Source organism: uncultured Microbacterium sp., assembly GCF_963524805.1.
Classification (GTDB): Bacteria; Actinomycetota; Actinomycetes; order Actinomycetales; family Microbacteriaceae; genus Microbacterium.
This window is the reverse complement of record NZ_CAURGG010000006.1, coordinates 1-18,892: the sequence shown is the minus strand read 5'-3', so window position 1 is coordinate 18,892 and position 18,892 is coordinate 1. Positions and strand designations below refer to the sequence as shown.

Annotated in this window: 16 protein-coding genes; 7 read left to right on the top strand and 9 right to left on the bottom strand. The window is 69.6% G+C overall.

What is annotated here, in order from left to right:
- Positions 1-11 precede the first annotated feature (11 nt).
- From RWQ91_RS12130 to RWQ91_RS12120, 3 genes are read right to left on the bottom strand one after another with little or no spacing between them, the layout of a single operon-like run.
- The gene (locus RWQ91_RS12130; protein ID WP_314506346.1) at positions 12-836 is read right to left on the bottom strand and encodes an ABC transporter permease; all 825 of its coding nucleotides are present in this window, start codon (positions 834-836) and stop codon (positions 12-14) included.
- Positions 833-1,723, bottom strand: a complete 891-nt coding sequence (locus tag RWQ91_RS12125; RefSeq protein WP_314506344.1) for an ABC transporter permease — start codon at positions 1,721-1,723, stop codon at positions 833-835. Before RWQ91_RS12125 ends, RWQ91_RS12130 begins: the two co-directional genes overlap by 4 nt.
- A complete protein-coding gene (locus RWQ91_RS12120; protein WP_314506341.1) occupies positions 1,720-2,661 on the bottom strand; it encodes an ABC transporter ATP-binding protein in 942 nt (313 codons plus the stop codon). Before RWQ91_RS12120 ends, RWQ91_RS12125 begins: the two co-directional genes overlap by 4 nt.
- Positions 2,662-2,796: 135 nt before the next feature.
- Here RWQ91_RS12120 and RWQ91_RS12115 point away from each other — a divergent pair, with 135 nt between their 5' ends.
- Together RWQ91_RS12115 and RWQ91_RS12110 are read left to right on the top strand one after the other, a co-directional pair.
- Positions 2,797-3,012 (top strand): AsnC family protein, encoded by a 216-nt coding sequence (locus tag RWQ91_RS12115; RefSeq protein ID WP_314506338.1) that lies wholly within the window; start codon positions 2,797-2,799, stop codon positions 3,010-3,012.
- A 26-nt stretch (positions 3,013-3,038) separates the two neighbouring features.
- A complete protein-coding gene (locus tag RWQ91_RS12110) occupies positions 3,039-4,997 on the top strand; it encodes an ABC transporter ATP-binding protein (RefSeq protein ID WP_314506335.1) in 1,959 nt (652 codons plus the stop codon).
- Between the two features lie 108 nt (positions 4,998-5,105).
- On the opposite strand, the gene RWQ91_RS12105 is transcribed toward RWQ91_RS12110, so the two are convergent.
- On the bottom strand, positions 5,106-6,989 hold the full coding sequence (locus RWQ91_RS12105; RefSeq protein ID WP_314506333.1) for a phosphoenolpyruvate carboxykinase (GTP): 1,884 nt from the start codon (positions 6,987-6,989) through the stop codon (positions 5,106-5,108).
- Between the two features lie 117 nt (positions 6,990-7,106).
- Between RWQ91_RS12105 and RWQ91_RS12100 the strand changes: the two genes are divergently transcribed.
- Positions 7,107-8,549 (top strand): XRE family transcriptional regulator, encoded by a 1,443-nt coding sequence (locus RWQ91_RS12100; RefSeq protein WP_314506331.1) that lies wholly within the window; start codon positions 7,107-7,109, stop codon positions 8,547-8,549.
- Between the two features lie 4 nt (positions 8,550-8,553).
- Here RWQ91_RS12100 and RWQ91_RS12095 read toward each other — a convergent pair whose 3' ends face one another.
- A complete protein-coding gene (locus RWQ91_RS12095; RefSeq protein ID WP_314506605.1) occupies positions 8,554-9,546 on the bottom strand; it encodes a DUF4436 family protein in 993 nt (330 codons plus the stop codon).
- A gap of 28 nt (positions 9,547-9,574) precedes the next feature.
- On the bottom strand, positions 9,575-10,654 hold the full coding sequence (locus RWQ91_RS12090; RefSeq protein ID WP_314506329.1) for a winged helix DNA-binding domain-containing protein: 1,080 nt from the start codon (positions 10,652-10,654) through the stop codon (positions 9,575-9,577).
- Positions 10,655-10,755: 101 nt separating this feature from the next.
- Here RWQ91_RS12090 and RWQ91_RS12085 point away from each other — a divergent pair, with 101 nt between their 5' ends.
- Positions 10,756-12,783, top strand: a complete 2,028-nt coding sequence (locus RWQ91_RS12085) for a primary-amine oxidase (RefSeq protein WP_314506326.1) — start codon at positions 10,756-10,758, stop codon at positions 12,781-12,783.
- 66 nt (positions 12,784-12,849) lie between these two features.
- Here RWQ91_RS12085 and RWQ91_RS12080 read toward each other — a convergent pair whose 3' ends face one another.
- Both RWQ91_RS12080 and RWQ91_RS12075 read right to left on the bottom strand, forming a co-directional pair.
- Complete coding sequence (locus tag RWQ91_RS12080; protein ID WP_314506324.1) at positions 12,850-14,382, bottom strand: NAD-dependent succinate-semialdehyde dehydrogenase; 1,533 nt, start codon at positions 14,380-14,382, stop codon at positions 12,850-12,852.
- A 61-nt stretch (positions 14,383-14,443) separates the two neighbouring features.
- Positions 14,444-16,345 (bottom strand): FAD-dependent monooxygenase, encoded by a 1,902-nt coding sequence (locus tag RWQ91_RS12075; RefSeq protein WP_314506322.1) that lies wholly within the window; start codon positions 16,343-16,345, stop codon positions 14,444-14,446.
- A gap of 142 nt (positions 16,346-16,487) precedes the next feature.
- Between RWQ91_RS12075 and RWQ91_RS12070 the strand changes: the two genes are divergently transcribed.
- The gene (locus tag RWQ91_RS12070; RefSeq protein WP_314506321.1) at positions 16,488-17,204 is read left to right on the top strand and encodes an IclR family transcriptional regulator; all 717 of its coding nucleotides are present in this window, start codon (positions 16,488-16,490) and stop codon (positions 17,202-17,204) included.
- Between the two features lie 9 nt (positions 17,205-17,213).
- Here RWQ91_RS12070 and RWQ91_RS12065 read toward each other — a convergent pair whose 3' ends face one another.
- Positions 17,214-17,516 (bottom strand): hypothetical protein, encoded by a 303-nt coding sequence (locus RWQ91_RS12065; RefSeq protein WP_314506319.1) that lies wholly within the window; start codon positions 17,514-17,516, stop codon positions 17,214-17,216.
- Between the two features lie 115 nt (positions 17,517-17,631).
- Between RWQ91_RS12065 and RWQ91_RS12060 the strand changes: the two genes are divergently transcribed.
- Together RWQ91_RS12060 and RWQ91_RS12055 are read left to right on the top strand one after the other, a co-directional pair.
- Complete coding sequence (locus RWQ91_RS12060) at positions 17,632-18,177, top strand: hypothetical protein (protein WP_314506318.1); 546 nt, start codon at positions 17,632-17,634, stop codon at positions 18,175-18,177.
- A 127-nt stretch (positions 18,178-18,304) separates the two neighbouring features.
- Positions 18,305-18,892: thiamine pyrophosphate-binding protein (locus RWQ91_RS12055; RefSeq protein ID WP_314506317.1), on the top strand; the 588-nt coding region annotated here is incomplete at its 3' end.

The following is an 18,892-nucleotide window of genomic DNA, read 5'->3' as shown; positions in this document are numbered from 1 at the left end:
GCGGCATCCCCTCAGTCGAGGAAGAGCGCGCGCAGTCGCTTGGTCGTGAAGATCAGTCCGACGACGATCATCACGACGTAGTACAGGACGTGCCACAGCATGCCCCAGGAGAGCGCGCCGGTCGTCAGTCCCCGCACCAGCTCGACTCCGTGCCAGAGCGGGAAGATCTTCACCAGCACCTGGATGAACTCGGGGTAGACGGTGATGGGGTACAGCGTCGCCGAGAAGAGGAACATCGGCAGCAGTACGAAGTTGATCCAGTCCATGTGCTGGAAGGCCTTCATGTAGCTGGTCACCGCCATCCCGAGGCTGGCGAAGCCGAAGGCGATCAGCAGCACCGCCGGAATCGCCAGGATCGCCGTCCAGGCGAGATTGAGCCCCGCGATCTGCATGATGATCATGAAGCCTGTCGCGTACAGCAGCCCGCGCAGCAGCGCGTAGAGGATCTCACCGAGCGCGACATCGAGCGGCCCGAGCGAGGTGGACAGCATCCCCTCGTAGAGCTTGCCGTAGTTCAGCTTGAAGAAGACGTTCCAGGTCGAGTCGTAGATCGCTCCGTTCATCGCCGAGACCGCCAGCAGCGCCGGCGCGATGAAGGCCGCGTACGAGACTTCGAGTCCGGTGGTCGTCTCGACCGTGCCGATGAGCGCGCCGAGTCCGAGCCCCATCGAGAGCAGGTAGAACACCGGCTCGAAGAAGCCGGAGAGCACGACGATCCAGCTCGACGAGCGGGCGGCGAGCAGGCCGCGCTGCACGACGGCGCCGGGATTGCCCGCCCACAGGGCTCGCACGCCCCCCGCGCGGCGGGTCGGCGGTGCGGTCGTCACAGCGGTCATTGCCCGAGCCTCCGCTCGAACAGGCGCCGGCCCAGCACGTAGCCCACGACGATCAGCGCGAGGAGGTAGCCGAAGTGGACGGCGAGCATCGCGGGCGGGATGGGCCTGCCGTAGGTGAGCCACCGGCCGATCTCGGTCGCGTGCCACAGGGGCGAGATCCAGCCGATCCACTGCAGCCACAGCGGCAGTGTCGCCAGAGGGTAGAACGTGCCCGAGAACAGGAACATCGGCATGAAGACGAAGCGCTGCACGAGGGCGAACTGGCCCTTGTCGTCCTGGATCGACGCCGCGTAGGCCATGATCGGGATGCCGAAGGCCAGACCGGCCAGGATGGCGACGAAGATCGACAGCCAGCCGGTGGCGACGTCGGGGATCGCGCCGAACAGGTAGAGGAAGCCGGTGTACGCCACGGCGACCACGATCATGCGCGCGGCGGCGCCGAAGACGACGCCGGTCGCGATCTGGCCCGGTGAGATCGCGGAGGCGCTGAAACCGTAGAAGTAGCGCCGCCACTTGAAGCCCGACATGACCGGGTAGGTGAACTCCTCGCTCGCCACCGCGATCGTCGAGGTCATCAGAAGGGCGGGCGCGACGAACACCAGGTAGGACACCTCCACCCCGCCTTCGCTGATCGGAGCGTCGATGAGCGCTGCGAGCCCGACCGCCAGACCGAGCAGATACAGGATCGGCTGGCCGAGCGCGCCGACGACGATCGTCCAGCCGTACGCGCGCATCGCGCGGACCATGTGCTCGGTGACGTACCAGGACCCGAAAGCGCGCGGCTTCCGCCCCCACTCCATCGCCTCGGCGCGCAGTTCGTCCAGCGACGGCTGCGCGAGCAGGCCCGCGTCGCCCTGCCCGGCGCCGGGGATCTCGGCGGCGCTCATTCGATCAGCGACCTTCCGGTCAGGCGCAGGAACACATCCTCGAGGCTCGAGCGGCGCACGAGCGACGTGAGCGGCTCGAGCCCGCGCGCCGTCACCTGCTCGAGCGCGTGCTCGCCGTTCTCGGTGTAGATCAGCACGCGGTCGGGCAGCACCTCGACCCGGTCTCCGATCCCCTGCAGCTGCGGCTCGATCTGCTGGTTGCGGTCCGAGCCGAAGCGCACTTCGAGCACCTCGCGGCTCGAGTGCTCGCGGATGAGCGAAGCGGGAGTGCCCTCGGCCATGATCCGGCCCTTGTCGACCACGACGAGCCGGTCGCACAGCTGCTCGGCCTCGTCCATGTAGTGGGTCGTGAGCAGCAGGGTCGTGCCGCGCTCCTTGAGGCGGAACAGGCGGTCCCACAGCACGTGGCGCGCCTGAGGGTCCAGACCCGTGGTCGGCTCGTCCAGCAGCAGGATGCGCGGATCGTTGATGAGCCCGCGAGCGATCGTGAGCCGGCGCTTCATACCGCCGGAGAGCTGATCGACCTTGCTCTTGGCCTTGTCCTCCAGCGCGGCGAACGCGAGCAGCTCGTCGGCCTTCTGCGCGCAGACGGCACCGGGCAGGCCGAAGTAGCGCCCGTAGATGTAGAGGTTCTCGCGTGCGTTCAGCTCGCCGTCGAGGTTGTCCTGCTGCGGCACCACGCCCAGCCGCGACCGGATCTCGGGCCCGTACTGATCGGGATCCAGACCCAGGATCGTCAGGTCGCCGCTCGTCCGCGTCGAGACCGCGCCGATCATCTTCATCGTCGTCGACTTGCCCGCGCCGTTGGGTCCGAGCAGGCCGAACGATTCGCCCGGCGCGACCTCGAACGAGAGGCCGTCGACCGCCAGGAAGTCGGGCTTCCCCTTGGACGTGTAGGCCTTCACGAGGTTCGCGGCGGAGATCACGGGAGCGGGCACCGGATAACCCTACCCGCGGCTGCGGACACCGGAACGGGTCAATCTGTCAACCGAAGTTGACGACACCGCGAGTGTCAACTATGGTTGACACGGATGCCGGCCGCCCCGGCATCCGTGCATCGAAAGGACCCGTCCATGAGCGGCGATGACATCCGCACCCTCATCGGATCCGCGCCCGAGGGCGCACCGATCGCCGAGCTGCACCGCCTCGCCGGCGTCCGCCGCGAACTCGCCCGGGCCGAGGAGATCCAGGTGCGCCGGGCGCGCAACCTGGGGCACTCCTGGCAGGCGATCGCCTCGGCCCTCGGCGTGAGCCGGCAGGCCGTCCACAAGAAGTACGGTCGACAGTGACCCCTGAGAACACCGAGGTGACATCCGTGTCCGCACCCCCCGCCCTCTCCGACTCCCCCGGCGATCAGCTCGAGGCACCCCCGCCGGCGCGCGGGCGCGGCCGGCGCGGGCGCAGGAGTCCCGAAGGCCCCCGCGCGACCTTCCGGCAGCTGCTGCCGTTCATCTTCGAGCACAAGCCGGTGCTGGTGGTCATCGCGGTCCTCAGCGTGCTGGGCGCGCTGGCGACGCTCGCCCAGCCGCTGCTGGTGGGCGGGGTCATCGAACGGGTGCAGGCCGGCGAGACCCTCGGGCCCCTCGTCGGTCTGCTGATCGCGCTCGTCGTCGTGGCCTCGGTCATCTCCGGGTACCAGCACTACCTGCTCCAGCGCACCGGCACCGCCGTGGTGTATTCGAGTCGCCGGAAGCTGATCGCCCGCATCCTGCATCTGCCGATCAGCGAGTTCGACGCGCGGCGCACCGGCGATCTGGTCTCGCGCGTGGGCACCGACACGACGCTGCTGTACGCCGTTCTCACCCAGGGGCTGGCCGATGCGATCGGCAACTCGCTCATCTTCGTCGGCGCGCTCGTCGCGATGGCGGTGATCGATCCGGTCCTGCTCGTGATGATCGTCGTGGTGATCGGCATCTCGGTCGTCGTCGTCGTGCTGCTGAGCGGCCGCATCCGCACGGCGTCCACCGAGCAGCAGGTCAAGGTCGGAGAGCTGGCGTCGGGCGTCGAGCGCGCCGTGGGCTCGATCCGCACCGTCCGCGCCGCGGGGGCGACCGAGCGGGAAGTGACGTCGGTGTCGGCACTCGCGACGGACGTGTACGCCGTCGGCGTGCGCATCGCGAAGGTCTCGGCGCTCGTGGTGCCCGTCGCCGGCATCGCGCTGCAGGTGTCGCTGCTGGTCGTGCTCGGCGTGGGCGGCTTTCGGGTGGCCTCGGGCGCGATCACGATCGCGTCGCTCGTCACGTTCATCCTCTTCCTGTTCCTGCTGATCGCGCCGCTGGGCTCGACGTTCGGCGCGATCACCTCGGTGAACCAGGCGCTGGGCGCCCTGGGGCGCATCCAGGAGGTGCTCGACCTCCCCACCGAAGCGCAGGAGGACGCGAAGATCGCCGCGGCCGTCGGGCAGGCTCAGGGGCCAGACGGTGCGAACGCTGCGGCTGCGGCATCCGCCCCCGCGATCGCGTTCCGCGATGTGCGCTTCCGCTACCCGGAGAACGTGGTCGCCGCTCGCGAGGCGGCCGCCAAGGAGGCCCGCGCTGTGCTGGAGCAGGTTCATCTGGAGCGACCGGGCGTCGACCCGGCACTCGAGGTCGACCGCGACGTGCTGCGCGGCGTGTCCTTCGAGGTCCCGCGCGGATCCCGCGTGGCGCTGGTCGGCCCGAGCGGCGCGGGCAAGAGCACGGTGCTCTCGCTCGTCGAGCGATTCTATGACCCGACCGGCGGAGCCATCGAGCTGGACGGACGCGATATCCGCGCACTGCCGCGCGAGCAGCTGCGTGCCCAGTTCGGCTACGTCGAGCAGGACGCCCCCACGCTCGCCGGCACGATCGCCGACAACCTGCGCCTGGGATCGCCCGAGGCGACCGATGCCGACTGCGAGCGCGTGCTGCACGCCGTGAACCTGAGCGAGGTGCTCGAGCGCGACCCGCTCGGCATCCAGGCGCCGGTCGGCGAGGACGGCGTCATGCTGTCAGGCGGAGAGCGTCAGCGCCTGGCGATCGCGCGGGCGCTGCTGGCCGCCCCGCCGATCCTGCTGCTGGACGAGTCGACGTCGTCGCTGGACGGCGTGAACGAGCAGCGGATGCGCGAGGCGATCGACGCCGTGGCCGAGGACCGCACGCTGATCGTGATCGCGCACCGGCTCTCGACCGTCGTGGACAGCGACCGGATCATCGTGCTCGACCACGGGCAGGTCGTCGGCCAGGGCACTCACTCCGAGCTCGTGCTCTCGACGCCGCTGTACCGCGACCTCGCGAAGCACCAGCTGCTGGTCTGACCGGTCCGCGCTCTCGCATACCGTGAGACGACGACTGCACGTCGAGACTGCGGGGTTCACCCGCGGTCTCGACGTGCAGTTGTCGTCTCAGCGTCCGGACCCCGCGGGTCAGGAGCGCTGCAGGCGGTACCGCAGTGCGGACAGCTCGGCTTGCAGCGGAGCGGGGATGCGGCCGCCGAACGTGCCGTAGAACTCCTCGGTGAGGTCCGTTTCGCGCAGCCACGAGTCCCGATCGATCGCGAACAGCTCGGCGAGGTCCTGCTCGGGGACGTCGATGCCGTCGAGGTTCAGGTCCGAGGTCTGCGGCAGCCGGCCGATCGGGCTGTCGACCGCCGGCACCGAGCCTTCGATGCGGCGGATGATCCAGTCGATCACGCGGGCGTTGTCGCCGAAACCGGGCCAGAGGAACCGGCCGTCGGCGCCCTTGCGGAACCAGTTGACCTGGAAGATGCGGGGCGCGCGGTCGAACCGCAGCTGCTGGCCGACCTTGAGCCAGTGGCCGAAGTAGTCCGCCATGTTGTAGCCGCAGAACGGCAGCATCGCGAACGGGTCACGGCGCAGCTCCCCGACGGTGCCCTCGGCCGCGGCGGTGCGCTCGGACGAGATGTTCGAGCCCATGAAGACGCCGTGCGTCCAGTCGGTGGCCTCGACCACGAGCGGGACGTTCGTCGCGCGGCGTCCGCCGAACAGGATCGCATCCAGCGGGACACCCTCGGGGGACTCCCAGTCCCCGGCGATCTGCGGGCACTGCCCGGCGCTGACGGTGAAGCGGGAGTTCGGGTGCGCGGCCGGACGACCCGCGTCAGGTGTCCAGGGGTTGCCCTCCCAGTCGGTCAGGTGCGCGGGAGCCTCATCGGTCAGGCCCTCCCACCAGACATCGCCGTCAGGGCGGAGCGCGACGTTCGTGAAGATCGTGTTGCCCCAGAGGGTCTCGACCGCTGTGACGTTGGTCGACTCGCCGGTGCCGGGAGCGACGCCGAAGAATCCGGCCTCGGGGTTGATCGCCCAGAGGCGTCCGTCATCTCCCGGACGCAGCCACGCGATGTCATCGCCCAGAGTCTCGACGCGCCAGCCGGGGATCGACGGACGCAGCATCGCCAGGTTCGTCTTGCCGCACGCGGACGGGAACGCCGCCGCGACGTGGAAGGCCTTGCCCGCGGGGTTGATCACGCGGATCAGCAGCATGTGCTCGGCGAGCCACCCCTCGTCGCGGCCGATGACCGACGCGATGCGCAGCGCGAAGCACTTCTTCGCCAGGATGGCGTTGCCGCCGTACCCCGAGCCGAAGGACCACACCTCGAGCGTGTCCGGGAAGTGCACGATGTACTTCTCGTCGTTGCACGGCCACGCGACGTCCTTCTCGCCCGGCGCGAGCGGCGCGCCGACCGAGTGCACCGTCTTGACCCAGGGGGCGCCGGCCGCGATCTCTCGCAGCACCTCGGTGCCCACGCGGGTCATGATGCCGATCGAGGTCACCGCGTAGGCGCTGTCGGTGATCTGCACGCCGATGTGCGACAGCGGCCCACCCACCGGACCCATGGAGAACGGGACCACGTACATCGTCCGACCGCGCATGCTGCCCTCGAACAGCGGGGTGATCGTGGCGCGGATCTCCGCCGGGGCGACCCAGTTGTTCGTCGGGCCCGCGTCCTCTTCGAGCTCGGAGGCGATGAACGTGCGCCCCTCGGTGCGAGCGACATCGCTGGGGTGCGAGCGCGCCAGGTACGAGCCGGGCCGCCACTCGGGGTTCAGCTTGATGATCTTGCCCTCATCCACCATCTCCCGCAGCAGCGCGTCGTTCTCGGCTCGGGATCCGTCGACCCAGTGGATGCTGTCGGGCTGCGTGAGCGCGGCGATCTGGTCGACCCAGGCGGTCAGTGCGGTCATCGCATCGCCCTCGACCTCCGGCCGCCGGCCGAAGCCGCTCGGGGCAGGCGTGCGCCCGCGCGCCGCCCGGGGTGCGGGCCGGGTGAAGATGTCGGCAAGTGCCATGGTCGCTCCTCTTCGATCGGATGAGATCGGTGTTCTTCCTCCACTATGCGAGGTATTCCGAAGAGTTTCCGGACAGAACTGGATCAAGAATTACGATTCTTTCGCTAACATCAAAGAATGGCCCCCACCTCCTTAGAACTGTCCACGCTCGGTCACCGCATCCGGCACCAGCGGGTCTCCCACGGGCTGACGCTGGACGAGCTGGGGGAACGGGTCGGCGTCGCGGGCAGTCAGCTGAGCCTCATCGAGAACGGCAAGCGCGAACCCAAGCTCTCGCTGCTGCAGGCGATCGCGACGGCGACCGGAGTCGAGGTGACCGACCTGCTCTCCGCCGAGCCCCCCAACCGCCGCGCGGCACTGGAGATCGAGCTCGAGCGTGCGCAGTCCGGTTCGGTGTTCCGCCAGCTGGGCATTCCGCCGGTGCGCGTGACCAAAGGCATCCCCGACGAGACGATCGAGTCCGTCCTGGGCCTGCACCGCGAGCTGCAGCGTCGCGAGCGCGAGGCGATCGCGACGCCCGAAGAGGCCCGGCGCGCGAACACCGAGCTGCGCCTGCGCATGCGCGAGCACGACAACTACCGGGGGGACATCGAGCAGCTCGCCGAGAAGCAGCTCAAGGCGGCGGGGCACGTCTCCGGCGCGCTCACCCACCGGACCGTCAGCATCATGGCCGAGCAGCTGGGCTTCGAGCTGCTCTACGTCAACGACCTGCCGCACTCGGCGCGCTCGGTGACCGACCTGGAGAACGGCCGCATCTACCTGCCGCCCGCATCGATCCCCGGCGGCCACGGTCTGCGGTCGATGGCGCTGCAGGCGATGGCCCACCGCCTGCTCGGGCACCAGCGTCCCAACGATTACGCCGATTTCCTCGAGCAGCGGCTCGAGATCAACTACTTCGCGGCCTGCGCGCTCATGCCCGAGGCCGCTTCGGTCGCCTTCCTCACGCAGGCCAAGCGCGATCGCAACCTCGCCGTCGAGGACTTCCGCGACGCGTTCGGCGTGACGCACGAAGCGGCCGGGATGCGCATGACGAACCTGCTGACCCGGCATCTCGGCATCCGTCTGCACTTCCTGCGCGTCGACGGGTCGGGCGCCATCTCACGCGTGTACGAGAACGACGACCTGCCGGTCCCGAACGATGTCACCGGATCGGTCGAGGGACAGATCGTCTGCCGGCGCTTCCTCGCCCGGTCCGCTTTCGAGGAGCACAACCGCACGACCGAGCACTACCAGTACACCGATACCCCGGCCGGAACCTTCTGGTGCTCCACGCAGACCGGCACCACCTCGGACGGCGAGTTCTCCATCACGGTCGGCGTGCCCTTCGACGACGCCAAGTGGTTCCGCGGTCGCGAGACGCAGAAGCGCGCGACCTCGACGTGCCCGGACGAGTCGTGCTGCCGCCGCCCGCCGACCGAGGTCACCGAGCGCTGGCAGGGCAAGGCGTGGCCGAGCGCCCGCGTGCACATGCAGATGTTCTCTCCGCTCCCCCGCGGCGCGTTCCCCGGGGTCGACGACAACGAGGTCTACGAGTTCCTGGACCGGCACGCCCAGGGCTGACCGCTCAGTCGGCGGAACCTCCGTCGCTCCCGTCCGCAGCGGAGTCCGCAGCGGATGCCGCTGCACCGGCAGCGACCACGGCGATCGATCCGTCCGCGGCGCCCCGCTCGCCGCGGGTGCCCCATCGCAGCCAGGCGAGGACGTAGATCACGAGCCCCAGCACGAGACCGGCGACGACCCACAGCACGACGAGGTAGTCCACCCACGACCCGATCGGCGGTGAACCGGGAAGGAAGGTCCGCAGCGGAATCGTCGCGAACAGCATCGCGGCCATCCAGCTCATGAGGGTCGCCTCGACTTTGCGGATGCCGCGATACGCGACGATCGCGACCGTCAGGCCGAGGACCGGCAGCACGGCCATGAGGCACAGGATGACGACGCCGAACGCGACAGCCGCGATCGAGCGGGTGGCGGTGATCCGAACCTGGGTGACCTGCTCGCCATCGACCACGACCTCGTCGGTGCCCGGGATCTCCTGAGACGAGAACGTCCAGCCCGGAACATGCGCCGATCCGCACAGGAGGGTCGGCACCGCCCTCATCCGGTCGCCTTCGCCCTGCAGGGAGACGATCGCGACATCGACGCTGTGCGCGTCGAAGGGCCAGCGCTCGACGTAACCGTCGGTGATGAAGTTGACCGATTGAGGCGACGGGATCTCGTCCTGCGCGATCGTGAACGTGCGGGGACCGTCGGTGTCGCTGACCAGGATGGTCAGGGGCTCGCTGAGCAGGCTCGTTCCCTGCGCGGCGATCGGACCGAACGACACGACACTGAGGTTCGCAAGCAGGCGGTCCGTCGCCGCATTGACCGACTCGGGGGTGAGCGAAAGCAGGACGGCGTCGGACGGTGGCTCGTCCGTGCAGCCTTCGATGTTCACGGCACGCTCGTTCAGGGCGTAGAGCGCGACCACCGTCACGTACACGAGCACGATCACCGCAATCAGTGCGATCGCCAGCGCGCGCCCGCGGTGCGGGCGGGCCGCCGCTGGTTCGGTCATCACGCGTCACAGTGTGACACGCGTGTGCTCACGCCGTGATGAAGGCGCGGTAGCGGTCCAGGGCGGCCCCGATCTCGGCATCCGTCGCGGCACCCGATGAAAGAAGTTCGGGAACCGGCGCATCGGCGTGCCGCCCGACCGCGACCGAGTGCGTCCAGACTCCCACCACCTGGCCGCGAGCGACGAGGATGGGCCGCACGATGCCGTTCATGCCGGGGCCGACGCGGGCGAGGAACTCGGGTGCGCACGGCACCGTGCGGTCGGCATACGAGAGGTAGTACTCCTCGAACGGCGGCAGGGCGAGCACTGCGGGCGCGGTGCGGCTGCGCCGCGGCGCCGGGGCGGCGATCACGTAGACCGGCTCGGGATTTTCGGCGATCACGGTGAGCTCGTGGGATGCCGCCTCGGCGGCACTGCGCGCGACACCGAGCGGCAGTCCCGACCACCACGCGAAGTCCCGCGCGCCGGCGGGACCGTGGGAGGCGATGAAGCGCGCGAAGAACTCCGCGAGCGGGTCGGCCGGCGCGGCGGCATCCCGCAGCCATTCGTCGCTGCGGACGAAGTACTGCTCGCGTGTCGGCCCGCCCACGCGGGGCACGACCGGACCCTGGCACACCGTCCCCCGCAGCGACAGCGCGACGAGCAGGTGGTATCCGCGCTGCTGCGCCGTCGACACGCCGCCGGCCTCGAGGACGGCGAACAGCTCCGCGCGACTCAGCCGGTTGCCGCCGCCGAGAGCGCCGACGGCGATCCGCTCGGCCTTGGCGAGTTCGTCCGCGTCGATGCCCTCGCGGCGGTGCACCGCCGCCGCAGAGCGCAACTGGCGCTGCGCGGTCAGAGACAGCACCCAGGCCAGATCTCGCGCGGTGATCAGGTGGATCGTGCCTCGCATCGTCCACGACCGGACGATCTCGCCCCTCTCGAAGGCCGCGTCGACGTCGCGCACCGTGGGGGCGCCTGCGGTGCGCGCGGCGATCGCCCACCGCCCACCCCAGAACTCCTGCGCCTGCGTGGCCAGCATGTGCCCGGCGGCCGCCGCGATGCTCGGTGCCGGCGCGGACAGGCGGTGCGAGCGCAACCGCCGCTCGATCATCCCTGCCACGCGCATGCCCATATTGTGTCGCACCCCCAGTCACGGGTCGCGCGCGCACAGTCAACAGATTGCGGTCCGCCTCGCGCAGACTGGTCCAGAGCATGGAGGAGTCTGCGATGTCGCACCAGGAGCACGTTCACGAGCACGGCCATGACCACGCCCTGAGCAACCCCGACCTGATCCCCGTTCGCGTGGTGGAGCGCCAAGCGGCGCGGCACCCGCTCGATCCGCTCACCGGAGCCGAGATCGAAGCCGCACGCGCGATCCTCGTCGAGGCGGGGCTGCTGGGCGAGACCACGCGGGTGCCGATGCTGCTGCCGCATGAGCCGGAGAAGGCGGAACTGGCGGCGTGGTCACCGGGAGCATCCTTCGAGCGTCGCGTCGAAGTGACGCTGCTGGATGTCGCCACCGGCGCCGCCGCCGAGGCCGTGGTCTCCCTCACGACGGCGGCGGTGCTCGAACACCGCCACCTCGACCCCTCTTCGCCGCCCTACGGACAGCCGCAGTACCTGTTCGAGGAGTACGACCGGGCAGCGGACTTGGCCAAGGCATCCGTGGAGTGGCGCGATGCGATGATCCGCCGTGGGCTGGAAGCCCGTATGGATCTGGCCTTCTGCTCCCCCCTCGCCCCGGGATTCACCGGGCGGGCAGACGAAGTGGGGCGACGGGTGATCCGCTCGCTGACCTTCCTGCGCGACACCGAGGACGACAACCCGTGGGCGCACCCGGTCGAGGGTCTGATCGTCCACATCGATCTCACCGAGAACCGCGTCATCCGCGTCGAGGACGAAGGCGACATCCCGGTACCGGCCGCGAGCGGCAGATACACGCCGGATGCCGTGGGCCCGGCCCGCGAGAGCCTCAAGCCGATCGAGATCACCCAACCCGACGGTCCGAGCTTCTCGGTCGACGGCTCCCTCGTCGAATGGGAGAAGTGGTCGATGCGCGTCGGGTTCAACGCCCGCGAGGGCCTCGTGCTCAGCGCGGTGTCCTTCGACGGTCGCTCCGTCCTTTCTCGAGGCAGCATCCCCGAGATGGTCGTGCCCTACGGCGACACCTCCGCCACGCGCTTCTGGATCAGCTATTTCGACGCGGGCGAGTACCAGCTCGGCAAGAACGCGAACCACCTCGAGCTGGGCTGCGATTGCCTGGGCGTGATCCGATACTTCGACGGCTACGTCGCCGACGATCACGGTCATGCCGTGAAGATCCCGAACGTGGTCTGCATGCACGAGGAGGACTACGGCATCCTCTGGAAGCACACCGAGCCGGGGATCGGCGCGGAGGTCCGGCGGTCACGGCGGCTCGTCGTGTCGTACTTCTCCACGATCGGGAACTATGACTACGGCTTCTACTGGTACTTCTACCTCGACGGGTCCATTCAGGTAGAAGCGAAGGCCACCGGCATCGTCTTCGTCGGAGCGGGACTGCGCGGATCGGTCAACCGCCATGCGCCCGAGATCGCTCCGGGCATCTTCGCCCCCGTGCACCAGCACCTGTTCTCGGCACGGCTGGACGTCGCGATCGACGGCGAGGACAACCGCCTCGTCGAGATCGACGCAGCGCGCATCCCGATGGGCCCCGGCAACGAATTCGGCAGCGCGTTCACGTGGACCGAGACGCCGCTGCGCACCGAGCATGAGGCCCAGCGCGTGGCCGATGCCTCCGTCGCGCGCGTGTGGGAGGTGCAGAGCGCGTCGAAGACGAACCACGTCGGCAAGCCCACCGCGTACCACCTGCAGCCGCAGCCCACGGCGCTGCTCATGGCCGACCCCGCCTCCACGGTCGCCGCGCGCGCAGCCTTCGCGACCAAGCACCTGTGGGCGACGGCCTACGACCGGGAGGAGCGGTGGCCGAGTGGCCGCTACCCGAACGCTCATCAGGGCGGGGCCGGACTGCCGGCCTACACCGCGCAGAACCGTTCGATCGACGGCGAAGACCTCGTGCTGTGGCACACCTTCGGTCTGACGCACATTCCGCGCCCGGAGGACTGGCCGATCATGCCGGTGGACTACGCCGGCTTCTGGTTCAAGCCGTACGGCTTCCTCGACGCCAACCCCGCCATGGACGTGCCCGCTTCCCGTCAGGCGCACATCACCGCCGAGACGTGCGACGGCGGCCCGGGCTGCACCTGCGAGCACTGAACCGGCGCGCCGGCCGACCACGTGAGAAGGGACGGATGCCGCGGCATCCGTCCCTTCTCACATCCGCTACGCGTACGGGTCGGCCGTCAGGGTGTACTTGGTCTGCAGGTACTCGTGGATGCCCTCGGCGCCGCCCTCGCGACCGAGCCCCGACATCTTCCAGCCGCCGAACGGCGCGGCGGCATTGGAGACCACACCCGCGTTCAGGCCCATCATGCCGGTCTCGAGCTTGTCGATCATGCGCTGGCCGCGTGAGAGCGACTCGGTGAAGACGTAGGAGACGAGTCCATACTCGGTGTCGTTCGCGATCGCGACCGCCTCATCCTCGGTGTCGAACGGGACGATCGCGAGCACGGGTCCGAAGATCTCCTCGCGCAGGATGTCGCTGCCGGCCTTGACGTCGGTGAGCACCGTGGCCTCGTAGAACGTGCCGTCCCCGAGTCCCTCGACCCTGCCCCGCTGACCGCCCGTGAGCAGCTGCGCACCGCGGTCGACGGCGTCGCCCACCAGCTCCTCCGCCTTCACCACGGCGCGGTCGTCGATGAGCGGGCCGATGACCACGCCGTCCTCGGTGCCGCGCCCCATCGTGAAGCCCTGCACCCGCTCGGTCACGCGGCGCGCGAACTCGTCGGCGACGGCGCGATGCACGATGAAGCGATTGGCCGCAGTGCAGGCCTGGCCGATGTTGCGGAACTTCGCGAGGATCGCGCCGTCGACCGCCTTGTCGAGGTCGGCGTCGTCGAACACGACGAACGGGGCGTTGCCGCCGAGTTCCATCGACGTTCGCAGCACTCCCTGCGAGGCCTGCTCGAGCAGGCGCTGGCCGACGGAGGTCGAGCCGGTGAAGGAGAGCTTCCGCAGCCGCGGGTCGCGGATGATCGGCTCGGAAACGGCACCGGAGGTCGAGGTGGTGAAGACGTTCACCACGCCCTTGGGCAGTCCCGCGTCTTCGAGCAGCTTGGCGAAGTACAGCGTGGTGAGGGGCGTGAGCTCGGCCGGCTTGATGACGACGGTGCACCCCGCGGCGAGCGCGGGTGCGATCTTGCGCGTCGCCATCGCCAGCGGGAAGTTCCACGGGGTGATCAGGAAGCAGGGCCCGACGGGGTGCTGCGAGACGATCATCCGGCCCGTGCCCTCGGGGTTCGCGCCGTAGCGCCCCTGGATGCGCGCCGTCTCCTCGCTGAACCAGCGCAGGAACTCGCCTCCGTACCCGACCTCGCCCCGCGCCTCGGCCAGCGGCTTGCCCATCTCGATCGTCATGAGGAGGGCGAACTCCTCCTTGCGCTCCTGAAGCAGGTCGAACGCGCGGCGCAGCAGCTCGGCGCGTTCCCGCGCCGGAGTCTTCGCCCAGGCCGGAAACGCCTCGGCGGCGGCATCCATCGCGGCCTTGCCGTCGGCCGGCGACGCATCGGAGATCGTCTTGACCACTCGACCGGTCGCGGGGTCGAAGACGCGCAGCTGCTTGTCGTCGGCGGCCGCTCGCCATTCGCCGCCGATGAAGAGCTTGTCGGGGACACGGGCCAGCAGCTCGGTCTCGCGGTCGACGGTCAGGGTGTTCTCTGCCACGGGTACTCCTCGGTCGGACGGGCTTGGTGTCATTCTGGTCGGGCGGGCGCGGCCACGCGATGTACGACGTGTACACCCGCGACCGAGCGATTGTTCATCGCGGCGTCTCCGCCGGCACGCGCTGCGGAAGCAGCGCACCCGCGAAGAAGGCGGCGAGCTCGTCGGTCGCCGTGAGCGGCAGCACGGCGGCGACGTACTGATCGGGGCGGACGACGACGACCACGCCGTCGGAGGTGAGCTCGCGCTCGGCGAAGATGTCGGCGCTGGTCCAGGCGCTCGGCCCGGAGGCGTAGACCTTCTCCCAGTCCGTCAGCTCGAGCGGACCCGTGCGCGGCGTGAAGAGGGGCGGGACGCGGGTGATGTCGATCTCCTCGAAAGACTGCGGATAGATCGCCTTCACGTCGAACACCGCATCGACGTCGGCGCCGGGCGGCGTGTGCCGGGCGATCGGCGCGTCGGCCGAGCTCATCCAAGCGGACCAGTCCTGCAGGGCCGAGCCGTCCGCGTCCGCGAAGGCGTAGACACGCCACCGCCCGTCTGCCTTGGCGTGGTGCCCCAGATGGACGACGTTGCCGTCGCCCACCCGGACCACCTCCACGCTCTTGAACCGCTTGCCGATCGGGAAGCCCGGCGCGAGCGACTGGTGCTGCGCGCCGGCGGTCACCATCGACGAGCCGTACTGCGTCATGAATCCGGACGGGAACTCTGCGGTGCCGAGGTAGAAGGTCGCCAGCTCCGTCGGGTCGGAGATCTCCTCGGGCTTGCGGGCCATGAGCGAGGACCACTCGCGGTCGAAGTCGATGAGCTGCTGCGCGACCGGCTGGCGCTCCGCGGAGTAGGTCGACAGCAGTTCCGCCGGGCTCAGACCGGTGAGCACGTGACCGAGCTTCCATCCCAGGTTGAATCCGTCCTGCATCGACACGTTCATGCCCTGCCCCGCTTTCGCGCTGTGGGTGTGGCACGCGTCACCGGTCAGGAACACGCGAGGGTCGTGCGTCTCGCCCACGTCGACGTCGTCGAACTTGTCGGTGACGCGGTGGCCGACTTCGTACACGCTGCTCCAGGCCACCTGCTTCACGTCGATCGAGTACGGGTGCAGGATGGCGTTCGCCTTGCGGATCACCTCGTCGATCGGGGTCTGGCGCACCCGATGATCATCGTCTTCGGCGACCTCGCCGAGGTCGATGTACATGCGGCTGAGGTAGCCGCCCTCGCGCGGGATGTGCAGGATGTTCCCGGCCTCGGCGTTGATCGCGCACTTGGTGCGCCAGTCCGGGAAGTCGGTGTTGACCAGGACGTCCATCACCCCCCACGCGTGGGCGGCGAACGCGCCGACGTGCTTGCGCCCGATCGCCTCGCGCACACCGCTGCGGGCGCCGTCGGATCCCACCACGTACTTCGCCCTGATCGTGCGCTCCTGACCCGCACGCGGCCCGGTGGTGTGGCGGAGCCGCACCTCGACGGGGTGCTCGCCGTCCCGATGGACGGTGAGACCGAGGAACTCGACGCCGTAGTCCGGCGTGATCCGCCCCGGACCGTACGCGGCGGCCTCGGCGAAGTAGTCCAGTACACGCGCCTGATTGACGATGAGGTGGGGGAACTCGCTGATCTTGAACGCGTAGTCCTCCGTGCGGGCGGTGCGGATGATGTTCTGCGGCTTCCCGGGGTCGGGGCCCCAGAAGTTCATGTAGGCGATGTTGTACGCCTCGGCCACGATGCGCTCGGCGAAGCCGAAGGCCTGGAACGTCTCGACGCTGCGCGGCTGGATGCCGTCCGCCTGACCGAGGACGAGCCGGCCTTCACGACGCTCGATCAGCCGCGTGCTGACCTGCGGGAACTGAGACATCTGGGCGGCCAGCAGCATGCCGGCAGGTCCCGACCCCACGATCAGCACGTCCATCTCATCGGGCAGCTCGCTCGGGCGGTCGATGCCCGTGCCGCTCGCCTCGTGCACGCGGGGCTCGCCCGAGACGTATCCGTGGTGGTGGAACTGCATGGGTGTCCTCCTCGGACGTCGGTGTCGAGGTCACTCCGGGGAGCGATTGCGCGGACGGCATCGCTGTTCTATATTCGAACGAGCCGTTCTACTACTGAACAGATCGTATATCTTCGACCATCGACGGCACAAGAGGAGCGCCATGACGGATGCCGCAGCGAACGGTTCCGCCACGCCCTCGCAGACACTGAGCCGCGGCATCCGGATCCTGGAGATCCTCGCCGACGCCCGGGAGCCCCTCTCCATCGACGACGTCGCCCGACGGCTCTCCGTGCACCGCTCGGTCGCCTACCGTCTGCTGCGCACGCTCGAGGACCACGGCCTGATCGCCCGTGACGGGGCCGGACGCTTCCGGCTGGGGGCGCGCATGGCCGCTCTGGCGGCGGGGGTCGCCTCCGACCTTCAGGCCGAAGCCCTCCCCGAGCTCACCGCCGTCGCGAATGACCTCGGCGCGACGTGCTTCGTGGTCGTGCTCGACCACGACGAGTGCGTCACGCTCGTGAGCGTCGAACCCCGCCACGCCGTCGCCTCGGTCGCGCAGCGGCCCGGGACGCGGCATCCCGTCGTCGTCGGCGCTCCGGGCAAAGCGATCCTCTCCGCGCTGCCGCCGTCGTCATGGCCGACGGACATGTCGGCCGCGCTGAGCAAGGAGGTGACCGATGCCGCGGCCCGGGGGTTCGCCACGAGCCACGACGAGGTGATCCCCAGCGTGCAGTCCGTCTCCGTGCCCCTGGTCGTCCGCGGACGCACGCCGTGCGCGATCGCCGTCGTCTACGTCGCGAGCGGGCACGAGCCCGCGCAGATCGCCGCGAGGCTGCGGCGCTCGGCCGACGTGATCCGGGAGGCGCTCGGCGGCTGATCGCGGCGACTAGGCGATCTCGTCGACGAAGCGGACGTTGTACTCGGCAACCCGCTGCGGAACGCCGTCGAACGCCTCGGCCCGCGCGTCGGAGGCCATGTAGACCTCTTCGCGCGCCAGGAACGCGGCACGGTCGCCCTCAGCGCTGACCGCCCAGACGAACTCGCTGGACTCGGGCAGCCCGTACGCGAATTCGATCGCGAACCCCGCGGCCGGCCGCACGCGCGGCATCCACTCACGCCACCAGGCCAGGAAGGCGTCGTATTCGCCCTCGACGATCTCGTAGCGGCGCAGCTGGATGGTCTTCTTCATCGACCCAGCCTGTCAGATGCGCGATCACAACACATCGGCGCACCGTCGTCAACCCTTTCGACGCCGTGACCGCGCGCGCGCATCGTGGGGCTCCTCCAACGAAGGGAACGACACCATGACCGCACGCAACACGCTCGTCCGGAGCCTCCATGACCTCAGCCTCGCGACCTGGTTCGGAGGCAACCTGATGGGTGCCGTCGGATTGAACGGCGCGTCGGCGGAGGCGAAGGATCCGACCGAGCGCCTGCGCATCTCCTCGATCGGCTGGGGCCGCTGGGCCCCCGTGCAGCTGGCTGCGCTCGCTGCGCACGCGGTGGGCGGCGTCGGTCTGATCGTCGGCAACAAGGAGCGCCTCGCGACCCAGCCGGAGAGCCGGGTCAACACGACGGTCAAACTCGCACTGACCATCCTCGCCGCCGGCACCACCCTCTGGTCGGCTGTCGCCGGGATGCAGATGGCCAAGCACTCCGACGAGCCCACCGAGGGGGTCACGGAGCCCGGCGCGGGCAGCTCGCCTCAGCTGTCGGCCGCGCAGAAGCAGCAGCGGGTTCTCCAATGGGTCACTCCCGTCCTCACCGGGGTCCTCATCGTCCTGGGCGCCCAGCAGGGCGAGCAGCAGCGACCGGTCGCGGGGCGCCTGGCGAGCATGTTCCGCCGCTGAGAGCGGAGTAGACTGGGCTCGTCCGGCCACAACACGCCGGTGCTCGGAAAATGGGCACGCAGCCGCCCGGCAGGGTGTGCGAGACACATACGGATCCCGTCTCTCCGTCCCTGTCTCTGGAGCCTTCATGCCCACCGTCTCCGCGCACGTCGCCGCGACCCTCGCCCGCCACATCGATCACGTCTTCGGGGTCATGGGCAACGGCAACGCCTACTTCCTCGATGCACTCGAACGCTCGACCGACGTCGGCTACACCGCCGTCCGCCACGAAGCCGGCGGCGTGGTGGCCGCGGATGCCTACAATCGGGCCGGCGGGGGTCTCGCGGCGGCGACGGCCACCTACGGCGCGGGCTTCACCAACACGCTGACCGCGCTGGCCGAGGCGGTGCAGGCGCACGTGCCGCTGGTGCTCGTGGTCGGCGATGAGCCGACGTCGGGCCGTCGCCCGTGGGGTGTCGACCAGATCGCGCTCGCCTCGGCGGTCGGCGCTCGCACGTACACCGTCGGACGGACGGATGCCGCGGCCACGACGGTCATCGCCATCGAGCACGCGCTGACCTATCGCGTGCCCACAGTGCTCGCGATCCCCTATGACGTCGCGGCGCTCGAGGCAGGACCGGTGCCCGAGGCGCCGCGACCACGGCTGCCCGAGCCGCTCGCGCCGCGCGGCCCGTTCGCCGCGCAGGCGATCCGCGATACCGCGGCCGCGCTGGCC